General features: G+C 54.1%; 11 protein-coding genes. 6 read left to right on the top strand and 5 right to left on the bottom strand.

Features of this window, described 5'->3' with window-relative positions; genetic code table 11:
* Positions 1-54 precede the first annotated feature (54 nt).
* From mutS to O6944_00625, 6 genes are all read left to right on the top strand, one after another.
* Entirely contained in the window at positions 55-2,622 is a 2,568-nt protein-coding gene (gene mutS, locus O6944_00650) for a DNA mismatch repair protein MutS (protein ID MCZ6717662.1), read from the top strand.
* 109 nt (positions 2,623-2,731) lie between these two features.
* Positions 2,732-3,055 carry a ferredoxin family protein gene (locus O6944_00645; protein ID MCZ6717661.1) on the top strand — a complete coding sequence of 108 codons (324 nt, stop codon included), beginning with the start codon at positions 2,732-2,734 and terminating at the stop codon, positions 3,053-3,055.
* A 75-nt stretch (positions 3,056-3,130) separates the two neighbouring features.
* Positions 3,131-3,637 (top strand): DUF4124 domain-containing protein, encoded by a 507-nt coding sequence (locus O6944_00640; protein ID MCZ6717660.1) that lies wholly within the window; start codon positions 3,131-3,133, stop codon positions 3,635-3,637.
* A gap of 64 nt (positions 3,638-3,701) precedes the next feature.
* Positions 3,702-6,233: a serine/threonine-protein kinase gene (locus O6944_00635; GenBank protein ID MCZ6717659.1), complete on the top strand. Its 2,532-nt coding sequence runs from the start codon at positions 3,702-3,704 to the stop codon at positions 6,231-6,233.
* 6 nt (positions 6,234-6,239) lie between these two features.
* Positions 6,240-7,070, top strand: a complete 831-nt coding sequence (locus O6944_00630; GenBank protein ID MCZ6717658.1) for a Stp1/IreP family PP2C-type Ser/Thr phosphatase — start codon at positions 6,240-6,242, stop codon at positions 7,068-7,070.
* A 22-nt stretch (positions 7,071-7,092) separates the two neighbouring features.
* Positions 7,093-7,830, top strand: a complete 738-nt coding sequence (locus tag O6944_00625) for an FHA domain-containing protein (protein MCZ6717657.1) — start codon at positions 7,093-7,095, stop codon at positions 7,828-7,830.
* Positions 7,831-7,906: 76 nt separating this feature from the next.
* Here the strand turns inward: O6944_00625 and O6944_00620 are convergent, their stop codons facing one another.
* The 5 genes from O6944_00620 to O6944_00600 all read right to left on the bottom strand — a co-directional run.
* Positions 7,907-10,153, bottom strand: a complete 2,247-nt coding sequence (locus tag O6944_00620; protein ID MCZ6717656.1) for an adenylate/guanylate cyclase domain-containing protein — start codon at positions 10,151-10,153, stop codon at positions 7,907-7,909.
* A 108-nt stretch (positions 10,154-10,261) separates the two neighbouring features.
* A complete protein-coding gene (locus tag O6944_00615) occupies positions 10,262-10,855 on the bottom strand; it encodes an ABC-type transport auxiliary lipoprotein family protein (protein MCZ6717655.1) in 594 nt (197 codons plus the stop codon).
* Between the two features lie 11 nt (positions 10,856-10,866).
* Positions 10,867-11,862: an MlaD family protein gene (locus O6944_00610; GenBank protein MCZ6717654.1), complete on the bottom strand. Its 996-nt coding sequence runs from the start codon at positions 11,860-11,862 to the stop codon at positions 10,867-10,869.
* 10 nt (positions 11,863-11,872) lie between these two features.
* Positions 11,873-12,649: an ABC transporter ATP-binding protein gene (locus tag O6944_00605; GenBank protein MCZ6717653.1), complete on the bottom strand. Its 777-nt coding sequence runs from the start codon at positions 12,647-12,649 to the stop codon at positions 11,873-11,875.
* Positions 12,650-12,685: 36 nt separating this feature from the next.
* On the bottom strand, positions 12,686-12,890 hold a 205-nt coding region (locus O6944_00600; GenBank protein ID MCZ6717652.1), incomplete at its 5' end, for an ABC transporter permease.

Below are 12,890 nucleotides of genomic sequence, written 5' to 3'. Positions count from 1 at the left end.
AGTTTCAAGTCCCTGGCCATAGTCCTGCCTGCCAGCTTTCGTTACACTTTCCGCATGTCCGCGCCGACGAAGACACAGTCGCAACACACGCCAGTGATGCAACAATATCTGCGCATCAAGGCCGAGCATCCGGATATGTTGCTTTTTTACCGCATGGGCGATTTTTACGAGCTGTTTTATGACGACGCCCGCAAGGCCGCGCGGCTTCTGGACATTGCGCTAACGTCAAGGGGGCAATCCGCCGGTGAGCCTATCCCCATGGCCGGCATGCCCGCACACGCCGTTGACGCCTACCTAGCAAAATTGGTGCGCATCGGCGAACCGGTGGTCATCTGCGACCAGATCGGCGATCCCAGCACTACGAAAGGGCCCGTTGAGCGCAAGGTGGTGCGCATCGTCACCCCCGGCACTGTCACCGATGAGGCCTTGCTCGACAATCGGGAGGACAACCTCTTGGTCGCAGTGAACGCGGGCGGGGAGATCTTCGGCATCGCAGCCCTCGAACTCAGCAGCGGACACTTTCGCGTTATGGAAGTCAGGGGCAACGAAGCACTTATGAGCGAACTCGAGCGCCTGAAACCTGCCGAACTTCTCATCAGTGAAGATCATCATGGCCTCTCAAGCATCGAATCGTGGCCCGGGTTGCGCCGTCAGCCACCCTGGTATTTCGACTCCGACGCCGCTCGGCGTGCTTTGACCCGCCAGTTTCGGGTGCGTGATCTCTCAGGCTTTGGTTGCGAGTCGATGCCGCTCGCAATTGGCGCGGCTGGCTGCCTCTTACAGTATGCGCACGACACCCAGCAGGCAAACCTCCCGCATATTCACGGACTTCGCGTCGAACTGCCGGATGAGAGCATCATCCTCGACTCAATCAGCCGTCGAAACCTGGAACTTGACCGCAGCTTGGTGGGCAGCTCGGAGAACAACCTCAGACAGATCATGGATACCACGGTGACCGCCATGGGTAGCCGCTTGCTCCGGCGCTGGCTGAACCGCCCGATCCGAGACCGACAGCTCCTCAAACTACGCCACCATGCCGTTGATACGCTTATCACCCAGCAGCAATTTGACCTACTGCGCCGGGTCCTGCGCCGCGTTGGCGACATGGAACGGATACTCGCGCGCATCGCCCTGAAATCGGCGCGCCCAAGGGATCTGGGCCAGCTCAGAAGTTCCCTCGGCACGCTCCCCGAGCTCGCCACCCTCTTAGGCGCGTTAGACAGCCCCCTGATTCAGACCTTGGGGGACGAGGCGGGCGAATTCCCGGAACTCCATCGCCTGCTGGAGGATGCCATTGTGGAGACACCACCGGTGCTGTTACGCGACGGTGGCGTGATCGCACCGGGCTTCGATGCCGAGCTGGACGAACTCCGAGAGCTTGCGAGTGAAGCCGGCAACTACCTCGTGGAACTGGAAGCACGGGAACGGGAAGTTACAGGAATTTCCAACCTCAAGGTGGGATACAACCGGGTGCACGGCTATTACATTGAGGTAGCGCGCAGCCAGAGCCACCGGATACCGCCGACATACACCCGCCGCCAGACACTCAAGAGCACAGAGCGCTTTATCATCCCGGAGCTTAAGGCGTTCGAGGATAAAGTGTTGAGCGCCCGAGAGCGCGCATTGGCCAAGGAAAAGGCCCTTTATGACGATCTCCTGGAGCAGTTAATTGGAGATCTGCCCGCGCTGCAGGCATGCAGCGCGGCTTTGGCAGAACTGGATGTTCTGACCACCCTTGCGGAACGGGCAGACACCTTGAATCTCAATGCACCCGAACTCACCGATGATCCGGGCTACCGGATCGAGGCCGGCCGCCACTTAGTGGTGGAACATGCGGCAACCGAGCCCTTCGTACCCAACGACCTAGAGCTTGCCGATGGGCGCCGCATGCTCATCATCACCGGCCCAAACATGGGCGGTAAATCGACTTATATGCGCCAGGCTGCGCTCATCGTGATCCTCGCCCACATCGGCAGCTTCGTACCTGCTAAGGCGGCGATCATTGGTCCAGTAGACCGAATATTTACGCGCATCGGCGCATTCGACGATCTCGCGGGCGGGCGCTCCACCTTCATGGTCGAGATGACGGAGACGGCTAACATCCTTCATAACGCCACCCGGGAGAGTCTTGTGTTGATGGACGAGGTCGGCCGGGGAACGAGTACCTTTGATGGGCTGGCACTTGCGTGGGCCGCAGCAGAACATCTCGCCAAGGAAATTGGCGCCTTTACGCTTTTCGCGACCCACTACTTCGAACTCACGGCGTTGCCGGCCATTGATGACAGTGTGGCCAATGTGCATCTTGATGCCATCGAGCACGGCGACAAGATTGTGTTTCTGCACGCGGTGAAAGAAGGCCCGGCCGATCGTAGCTATGGCTTGCAAGTCGCACTGCTCGCGGGACTGCCACGCCCCGTTGTAGACCAGGCGAGGCGGCGCTTGGACGAGCTAGAGGCGCCGCAAGCTTCCCCAACCCAACCCGTGAATGAGCACCAAAGTGATCTCTTCACCCAAATGCAACACAATCCGCTCGTTGACGCGCTTAAGCTGATCGATCCGGATTGCATGACACCCATTGAGGCGCTGGAGACACTCTATCGGCTTCGGTCGTTGTTACAGTGAGCAGGCGGGTTGTGTCCCTTACACTTCGCTTGGGGGTCGTTCGCTAAATCCCCTAAAGCAGCATAAAATCGTGCATAAATAACCATTGAATTTTTAGGAACGCAGATACATGACATTCGTCGTAAAGGACGCCTGCATCAAGTGCAAATATACGGATTGCGTGGAAGTTTGCCCGGTCGACTGCTTCCATGAAGGCCCCAACATGCTGGTTATCGACCCCGATGAGTGCATCGATTGCACGCTTTGCGAGCCAGAGTGTCCTGTTGACGCCATCTGTTCAGAGGACGATCTACCCGAAGACGAAAAACAGTACCTTGAGCTCAACGCGGAACTTTCCAAGACTTGGCCGGTCATCAATCAGATGAAAGAGGCCCCGCCAGACGCCGACGAATGGAAAGACGTTGACGACAAGCTTCAATACCTGGAGCGCTAAATAGAAACGCCTATCACATCTCGTGACGTGCGTAACCTCGTTCACCGCCCTACGGCCCTCACAACGACCTCCTCGATGCCGATTCAGACGTATCCAGTTAGGGAATCATTTGGGAAGGCGTTATGTCGTTCGAGTCACCAGGTCGAACGGCTGCTGTTTGTCCTGACGTTGCTTGCGTACTGCAGTGCGGGTTTAGCCGGGGGCGTCTATAAGTGGGTTGATGAGGATGGTCATGTTCACTATAGTGATCGCGCCGGCCACAGCACTGCTGAACAGTTGGAACTTGACGAGGCTCCCGCGCCCGACGAAGAGCTGCAAGCACGCAGGGCAAAGCAGGACAAACTCCTAAGAATAATGGAAGAGGAGCGTCAGAAAGAGCAGGAACAGGCTGCCCGGGGAAAAGAGGAACAGGCACAAAACCAGCAGATGTGCACTCTGGCGAAGGAGCGCCTCTCCCAATATCAAAACTCGCGATTTCTCTTTGAGGAAGATGGCGACGGTAACCAGCGCCGCCTAAGTTATGCCGAAAAACAGCAGCTTGAGGCTAACGCAAAGGCAGCCGTGGAACACTGGTGCAAATAGACATTTTGTGACCCGCAAGTATAGTATTGCAAAAACCTAGAAAACTATAAGAGTACTACGCCTAATGAAACGGGCATTCTGGCAGCGTGACTGGTTCGCCGGTCTGGCGATCTCGATTATTTTCCTGCTCATCGCCAGTACCGCACTCATCCAAAGCCTCGAACGTACAGCATATGACCTTGGCGTTAGGGCATCCTCGGGTGAGGCAGGCGATAAAGTCGCTATCATCGCAATCGATGACGAAAGCATCGCCAACATAGGACGTTGGCCATGGCCTCGCGACGTACTTGCTCAACTGATTAATAAGCTCGCGGACGGCGGTGCGAAGGCTATCGGTAACACGGTATTCATGTCTGAACCCCAGATCGATCCCGGGCTCGCCTATATCAATGAACTAATCCACTTCTACACAGCCTCCGGCCTTGCCAATCAGCCCATTGGGCTGCTCGCGGAAGTGAAGTCGATGTTGACCGAGGCCCAAAGCGCACTCAACACCGATAAGAAACTCGCTGATAGCATGAGAGAAGCGAATAATGTCGTCATGGCAATGCAATTCGTCCTCGGGCAACCGCTTGGGAACCCCGACGAGGAGCTTCCAGACTACGTCACAAAATATGCTCTTCGGACGATCAGTTCAGGAACGGGTGTTGAACCGCGCCCTGCATTAGCTGCCATTCCACCTATTCCAGAACTTGGCCGTCAAGCGACTGGGATTGGCCATATTACTTTTCCTCTTGATGTCGACGGAGGCGTCCGCACAGAATCCTTGGTACTTGATTACTATGACCGTTTTTTCCCTGCGTTCTCAGTGTTGCTCGCGGCAAAGAGCCTCAATCTAGAGCTTGACGATGTCGAGGTCGTTCTTGGGGAGGGCATCAAACTCGGTCAACTCAATATCAAAACTGACCCCTATCTGCAGATGCGGCCCTTTTTCTACGCGGATCGCGACGGTGAACCGGCCTTTGAGGTAGATTCCTTCTTTGATGTGTATACCGACAAGATCCCGGTCGAGAAGTACCGGGACAAGATCGTTCTCATCGGTGCAACAGCCTTTGGTCTCGGCTCTCCCCAGGTGACACCCATTTATTCTGCGATGGAGCCGGTTGTAACCCTAGCCCATACAATTGCCAGTATCCTCAATCAAGATTTCTTTATTGTCCCTGAGTGGGGAGGGTTGGCACGTATTCTGGCCTTCCTCGTGATTGCCCTTTATCTCATGTTCGCACTCCCCAGGCTCAACGCAGGAATGGCAGCCGGCGTCACGGCGCTGCTACTTGTGGGGTTGATAGGGAGTGAGATCACGCTGATGGTGCGTGAAGCGATGTGGGTACAGCTGATGTGGCCCGCGACTTTATTGTTCTTCGGCCACCTGCTGCTGACAACCAAACGGTATCTTGTCACTGAAAAGGGCAAGCTCCGCTCGGAGGCTGAATCGGCTGAGAGCAATCGGATGCTCGGCCTCGCGTTCCAACAACAGGGCCAGCTGGACATGGCCTTCGAAAAATTCCGCAAGTGCCCTCTTGACGACTCGATCATGGATCCACTCTACAACTTGGCTCTGGACTACGAACGGAAGCGCCAGTTCAGCAAGGCGAATGCTGCGTACCAAACTATGTCTCAGCACGATGCGAAATTCCGTGACATTAAAGAGCGCATGAACCGCGCGAAGGCCATGGAAGAAACTGTAATGCTCGGCGGGCCGGGCTCTGGCCCAGCCGCCGGCACCCTGGTGCTCGACGTCGCCGGTGGCGTGGAAAAGCCCATGCTAGGGCGTTACGAGATCGAAAGCGAACTAGGTAAGGGCGCCATGGGGACCGTTTACCTTGGTAGGGATCCCAAGATAAACCGCATCGTAGCGATCAAGACTTTGCCGCTGTCCCAGGAGTTCGAGGAAGATGAGCTGGAAGCAGTTAAAATGCGCTTCTTCCGCGAAGCGGAAACAGCGGGTCGACTGACGCATCCTCACATCGTCACGATCTACGATGCCGGTGACGAACACGATTTGGCCTACATCGCCATGGAATTCCTCAAGGGTGAAGACCTGAGGCCGTACATCAATCGAGACAACCTTTTACCGTTGCCCACGGTCATCGACATCATAATTCAAGCAGCGGAGGCACTAGATTATGCACACAAGGAGAATGTGGTGCACCGGGATATCAAACCCGGTAACGTCATGTGGGAGCGCGAGACAGGCAATATAAAACTAACTGACTTCGGCATCGCTCGCATAACTGACGCCAGTAGGACCAAGACTGGCATGGTGCTTGGCACCCCTTCCTATATGTCGCCGGAGCAGCTTTCAGGACAAAAGGTAGACGGGCGTTCGGACTTGTTCTCACTCGGTGTGATGTTGTTTCAGCTTTTATGCGGATCGTTGCCATTTCAAGGGGATTCCATGGCAACACTCATGTACAAGATCACCAACGAGCCACATCCCAACATTGTGAACCTGCGATCCGAACTCGCTCAAGAAGCACCGCTTTTGATACCGATCATAAACAAAGCGTTACAAAAGTCAGTTAATGCACGCTACCAGACGGGTAGTGAGTTGGCGCGGCACCTGCGTACCTGTGCGCGGTCACTAACTAAGTAAGCGGTGATGGACCTAACCGGCAAGCTCGAAATCGCAAACATCTCTGATGTCGGTAAGAAACGGCAGCATAATGAAGATAGTACTGCCAGCGATTCCAGTCTTGGACTGCTTGTGCTGGCAGACGGCATGGGCGGGTATAGAGCAGGTGAGGTAGCCAGTAGTATCGCGGTGACAGCAATCATGAATACCGTGAAAAGCGAGGTAGGACACCTCAGACCGAAAAAGGATGGCGATTCTGTCGAATCTTCCCCGGAGTCGCTACTCGTTAAAGAAGCCATCAACGAGGCGAACTGGGCCATCTACAAGACCGCCCGGGACGAGCCCCAGTGCCAGGGCATGGGAACCACCGTGGTCCTGGGCCTGTTCTATAATGACCAAATCACCATTGCCCATGTGGGTGATTCGAGGCTCTACCGGCTTCGTGGCGATAGCTTCACGCAACTCACCACAGATCACTCGTTAATACAAGAACTTATCGACCGAGGCATGTTCACCCCGGAGGAAGCTGAGGTGTCCATGCCCAAGAATCTGGTGACCCGGGCGCTGGGTGTCAGAGCGGACGTCAAAGTGGACGTTCAGAGGGACCCGGTCAGCCCGGGGGACATCTACCTCCTCTGTTCGGATGGACTCAATGATATGGTAGATGATGAAGAAATTCACTTAACCCTCAGTAAATATAGTGCTAATCTTGTACGTGCAGCCCAGGAATTGGTTAAGCGAGCAAACCAAAAAGGAGGCAATGACAACACCTCTGTTATCCTGGCGCGCCCTCTGGAGCAATTTCCAGCATTAAGTGTAAGTGGCTGGTGGCGGAGGGGTTTTGGGCTATTCAGTTGACGTGAGTGAATAGGACCGAGCTATGGCGAAGCTAATTCTGAGCCTGAATGCGGTGGTTCAGGGCGAGTTCCCACTCGAGGAGGAACGCCTCACCATCGGCAGACGGCCCGATAACGACATCCAAATAGACAATCTGGCAGTTAGCGGACAACACGCGCTAATCATCACTATCTTAGACGACTCGTTCCTTGAAGACCTGGGCAGTACCAATGGGACCTATGTCAACGGCAAACTGATCAAGAAACAGGCGCTGAGAAACGGTGACATCCTTACCATTGGCAAACATGAGCTGAAATACATTAACGAACACGCCACGGCGGATGAGGAGCAGTTCGAAAAGACCCTAATCATCCGACCAAGCTCGGTAGCGACCGCTGTAGCCGCTGCTCACGCTGCTAAAGAGGCCGTTGCAGCCGCAGAACCCGCAGCCCCACCGGCAAAGGAAGATAGTTCACTGTCCGACACAGCCAGCAGCATGCCGTTAGGATCGTTGCGGGTTCTTAACGGCCCCATCGCCGGCAAAGAGCTCCAACTGACCAAAGCGCTGATCACATTGGGCAAACCAGGGGTGCAGGTGGCGGTCATCTCGCGCCGCCCACAGGGTTATTTCCTCACGCATATCGAGGGTGATGGTGATGGTGATAGCGAGCGGTACCCCCTGATCAACGGTCAGCCGATTGGTCCCCAAGCCTACGCGTTGCGCAACAACGACGTCATCGAACTGGCCGGGATCAAGATGGAATTTTCCCTCAACAATTAGCAAGGCCCCATCGGCCCCTCGTCAGACCCATATCCTTTTGACTCCTGCGCTGTCTTGTTTAACGAGACGGGACGACCTACTTTGACGTGTAGGTAAACACGCCGTTCCAACTCGGCTCAGGCGGATTCTTCCTGAAATGAACGACGCGCTTGAGGTATAAACTATACAAGCCCCGTTCAGGAGCCATTTTCTGTAGATTGAGGAACTGCAGCTCGGCCCTGTCCCAATCCCCGGCACGGTAATACCTTAATGCCTGCCCGTATAGAGAGTTTTCATCTCGCGTGGCCTTGTCGATGCCGTTAACGAGCCCGATGGGATCAAAGACCGCCACCGGTTCATCTTTGCCTAGCACCCGTACCCGATCCAGCTCGCGGTAGAAGTACTCGGGTACCGCGTCTCTTGTTGACGCGCTCACAATCAGTGCAACGCCATATTCTTTGGTAAGACCTTCCAGTCGAGATCCCAGGTTAACCGCGTCCCCCATCACTGTATAGGCCACTCGAAACTCGGATCCCATATTGCCGACCCTCATGATGCCTGTATTGATTCCAACACCAATCCTCAATGGAGGCCAGCCACGAGAGCGGAATTCGCTCTGTAAGGAGTACATGCGTTCGAGCAGCTCCATGCCAGCCATCAATGCATGTCGCGCGTGCTCCGGATCTTCAACGGGTGCACCCCAGAATGCCATGAGAGCGTCACCCATGTACTTATCGATGGTCCCCTGGTGCTTATGGATAATTTGCGTCATCGGCGTTAAAAACTCGTTCATGAGCTGGGATAGTTCCTTGGGACTCAGCCCTTCCGAAAGAGTCGTAAAATCGCGAACATCGGAAAATAACACGGTCAATTCCCGGCTTTCTGGTTCAAGCGAATAGGACGCCGGATCGTGGCTCATCTCGCTGACCAGTTCTGGCGGTACGTAATGGCCGAAGAGTCCCATAATCTCACGCTCTCTCCGAGTCTCCACGAAGAAGCCATATGTCATGTTTAATAGGTACATCACGAGGATCATGATGACCCCCGAGGCGATAGGGAGAACCAAGTTGGCAAAATGCCAGATGGCAAAATTGAAGCCAACGGACACACCCGTTACAACTAAGGTCACGATAGTAGCCCACAACGGAGTCAGCAATGGCAATATCAACGCCATCACCAGTCCAATGATGAGCAGAATGACAAACTCGGCCCCTAGCGTGTAGGCAGGCTTTTCTTTAATTGTCTGGTCCAATATTCCGGAAATGAGGTTGGCATGCATCTCCACCCCAGGAAACGTCTTCTGCACCGGGGTGGCTCGTAGATCCAGCAAGCCCGGCGCGGTCGTCCCAACCAGCACAATGGCGTTTTTCAATGTCTCGACGTCTACTCGACCATTAAGCACGTCGGCCGCCGACACATAGGGGAAACTCCCCTGCCTACCGCGATAAGGGATTAATGTCCGTACGCGCTCATCAACCGGAACCAAATGGTGCCCCAATCTCAACCACTCAAGTCCGGGGTAGCGCTTGTCCCATGGGAAAGTATACGCATAATGCGGTTCAACCTTGTCCACCTCAAGAATGACACGCGCCACTTCAAGCGAGAGGGAACCGTAGTAAGCGCCTTCATATTCAAATAGCATTGGAACCCGTCGTACCGTGCCATCCTCATCCACCCAAGGATTGAAATGTCCGCCGCCAATGGCGTTCTGTTGGAATTCGGGCAAGTTTCCGCCATGACCCGCAGCCTTGACAAAATTAATCGCTTTCCGTCTGAAACTTCCCTTGACAAAGGTGGGCGGCGGCAGCGCACCGCTCTTGGATACTTCACCGTCTTCGTTGGGCTCGTTGAGGTAGAACCCCAATATGATCGGCCGGTTTATAATACTCTCGGCGAATAGCTTGTCGTAATCGAGCTCTGGTCGAATCCGTTCCAAACGCTCACGATATTCCGGTACGTCACGGAAACTATCGTTTGCTAGCCTGTCCAGTACGCTCAGACCTGAACTCTCATCCGGCTCCGCGAAAACTATATCAAAGGCCACAAGAGTGACTTGATAGTGATCAAACAGCTGATCCAAGAAGCGCGCCATCCGATCCCGGCTCCAAGGCCAACGACCTTCTTCAGCCAAACTTTTTTCATCAATATCGACAATGACGATACGAGGATCTTGCGTGTCGGGCATTGTGAATACCAGGCGTGCATCGTAGGCGATGTTCTCCATTCGATCGATAAAACGCCAATGCAGTAATCCGGAAACATGGATGAGGAAGACAATCATCACGAGTAAACCGATGATTACGCGTACGAGATGGCGCTTCACGAGTTGCAGGAAAGTTTTCATTTATTGTTGGTTGTTTGGGACGAAAGCAGATTCACCAGTACGTTGGCAGTAAGCCTTATGATAAATGCAATGCCCAAACCTACGCCGCTCACCGCTGTCACCGGCGCTTCATTGCGATGCGTTTAATTCACGCTCCGCGTCCGCCAGAAATGCCTCAAATAACTTGAGTAAAGCCTTATCAAAGGCTGTCACAGTAGCCCGCATCGAATCGCCGTCGACTGCAACTTGTGTACGGTAGTCTTTTAATAGTATTGGCTGAACCTCAGTGGCACGATCCACTCGAAGCTCCAATGCCACGACTGCCTCAGCGTCGTTATTCCAAATTCGTTGCTCGAACTGTTTGATTTTACCTGATACGACCACCTCCGCCGCAGAGCCGTTGTCGGTGACTACGATAGGCGCCATATTAGCATCTCGCAGGTAGGCGACTAGATGGTCCCGCACGAGTCGACTTGGGCTATCTTGCCAAAAATGATAGCGATACTGCTTTAGTTCAAGCGACTGCTCATCATTTGTGTAGAGTATAGCCCGCTCTATATGTAGGCCATCCGTCTGAAACTGCTTTACAAGCACCATGCCGTTCACGAGGGGCGTATCGAGCACACTTGAACTTTGTGGGTCAGGCAAGCGATAAAAATGATCACTGGGCACTGGCTGTTGCTGCGCGCAAGAAATGATGCTCGCGATCAGTATAATGAGCATCCCCCTTCGCACTATTTCGTTACTCCTTCGTCCGATGCCGGTGCCCCGCGCAAAAGAATCGCCGGATTTTCTCTAATCTGGCGACTAAACTCATGGATGTTTCGGGTGCTGCCTTCTAGATGATATGCCACAGCGTCGATGTGCTCGGAAACAACCTGGAGCGACTTCTGCAGATCGGCGATGGACCGACGAATGTTTGTCCGGTTCTCCGCTACCAGTGTCTCTAGATCAGTCAGCAGCCCATCCATGAGCAGCCTTGTCTCAGTAATCCCAGCCAGCAAGGCATTGAGATTGTTCGATGCCCCTTCGACGTTTTGCAGAATATTCGCTATCGTTTCCCGATTTTCATCATTAAGTACTTCTCTTAACCTGTCGGCACTGTCGTTGAGCTTAGCCAATAGCGATCGCGTATCCTCGATAAGCCCGGGTTGGTCTACCAATTCATTAATTTTCTCAAGCAACGGCCGGATCGTGTCGGTCGTCAGCACCATCCATTCTTCGCCAAGTATGGTAACGTGCTCGTTCAAATTCGTAAGAAGCGGCTTAATTCCTTCATGTGAAAGTTGACGAAAATCCTTAGCGACGTCAGCTAGTGTGTCAAATAGCCTGACACCCTCCTCTCCTTGGATTGCATCGCCGGGACTAAGATAAGTCGCGTTCTCTCCTTCGCGGATATCGATGGACACGGCAGCGAGCAGTCCTGATGTCACAATCCTCGCGACGCTATCCGTCGGGATGCGCCAATTTGTACGTATTCCGAGCGCCACACGGTAACTCACCCTACCCGCATTCCATTCGGGAGCAATGCCCTCTACCTGCCCCACTTGAAAGCCTTCATAGAGGACCAGCGTACCCTGCTTGATGCCGGACACATTGCCGTAATAGACGTAGTATTCCGTAGTCGGGCCCGTCCGCCCGGTGATCTTGTAGAGCGATATCAGAAACACCACGATCATTGCCAGGACAAAGGCCCCCACGGCCAGGTAATTAAGGTTTTCGCGCTTCATCCGCTAGCCCTTAGTCGTGGGTGAGCCGCCGCATGTAGTCATCCGGGTCAATTTCCTCACTACCCGGTCGTCGATGGAGCATCGCCTGAATACGCTCATTCTCAGAGTTTCGTATTTCATCGACGGTCCCCGTCATGAGCACGTGGCCCCTATCCAATACCATGATCCGGTCCGCAATCTTACATGCACTAGCCAGATCGTGCGTCACCACAACCATCGTCGTCTGCAACGCATCCCTAAGACGCAAAACCAACTCATCCAGCTCCGCTGCCACGACCGGGTCAAGACCCGCCGATGGCTCATCAAAAAACAACAGTTTCGGGTCCATGATGATGGCGCGTGCTAGTGCAGCTCTCTTCAGCATGCCACCCGACAATTGCGATGGCATCAGATGCTCAAAGCCTCCAAGATTTACAAGTTCCAGCTTCATCCGCGCCATGATCTGCATCGTCCTTTTATCCAATTTGGTGTGCTCGCGCAGGGGAAGCTGAACGTTATCACCCACGGTCATGGAGCTAAATAAGGCGCCACCCTGAAACGCAACGCCCATATTCTTTCGTAACTGATAGAACTCAGAAGCGCTTACTCGGGTAATGTCCAATCCCAATAGCCGGATAGTTCCGCTGGTTGGGCGATGCAGCCCCAAGACATACCTCAGCAAGGTACTCTTGCCTGATCCACTAGCGCCCATGATGACCATGATCTCGCCCGGACTCACGTTCATGCTGACCCCATGCAAGATCTTCACTGATCCGTAATGCGTTACTAAGTCCCGCACCTCAATCATAGGGTCATGGTCAGTTGTGCCCACAGTCGCCATGGTTCAACGATTCAGAAAGTAGGTAAACACCATATCAGCGAGCACAATATATAAAATGGATAACACCACCGCTCGTGTGGTCGCCCGCCCAACACCTTCCGCGCCACCCGTTACATTGAATCCATTAGTTACCCCAACCATGGCAATAATGGCTGCGAAAACGAGACTTTTGATGAGCCCCTGCATAACGTCATCAACCTCTAATACG

The sequence above is a fragment of the Gammaproteobacteria bacterium genome, from assembly GCA_027296625.1.
In the GTDB taxonomy this organism is placed as follows: Bacteria; Pseudomonadota; Gammaproteobacteria; order JAKEHO01; family JAKEHO01; genus JAKEHO01.
Note: the sequence above shows the minus strand (reverse complement) of the source record. Positions and strands in the feature narration are given on the sequence as shown.

Coding starts and splice junctions, on each gene's coding strand:
- mutS (MCZ6717662.1), top strand. CDS start 55: ATGTCCGCGCCGACGAAGACACAGTCGCAACACACGCCAGTGATGCAA.
- O6944_00645 (MCZ6717661.1), top strand. CDS start 2,732: ATGACATTCGTCGTAAAGGACGCCTGCATCAAGTGCAAATATACGGAT.
- O6944_00640 (MCZ6717660.1), top strand. CDS start 3,131: ATGCCGATTCAGACGTATCCAGTTAGGGAATCATTTGGGAAGGCGTTA.
- O6944_00635 (MCZ6717659.1), top strand. CDS start 3,702: ATGAAACGGGCATTCTGGCAGCGTGACTGGTTCGCCGGTCTGGCGATC.
- O6944_00630 (MCZ6717658.1), top strand. CDS start 6,240: ATGGACCTAACCGGCAAGCTCGAAATCGCAAACATCTCTGATGTCGGT.
- O6944_00625 (MCZ6717657.1), top strand. CDS start 7,093: ATGGCGAAGCTAATTCTGAGCCTGAATGCGGTGGTTCAGGGCGAGTTC.
- O6944_00620 (MCZ6717656.1), bottom strand. CDS start 10,153: ATGAAAACTTTCCTGCAACTCGTGAAGCGCCATCTCGTACGCGTAATC.
- O6944_00615 (MCZ6717655.1), bottom strand. CDS start 10,855: ATGCTCATTATACTGATCGCGAGCATCATTTCTTGCGCGCAGCAACAG.
- O6944_00610 (MCZ6717654.1), bottom strand. CDS start 11,862: ATGAAGCGCGAAAACCTTAATTACCTGGCCGTGGGGGCCTTTGTCCTG.
- O6944_00605 (MCZ6717653.1), bottom strand. CDS start 12,649: ATGATTGAGGTGCGGGACTTAGTAACGCATTACGGATCAGTGAAGATC.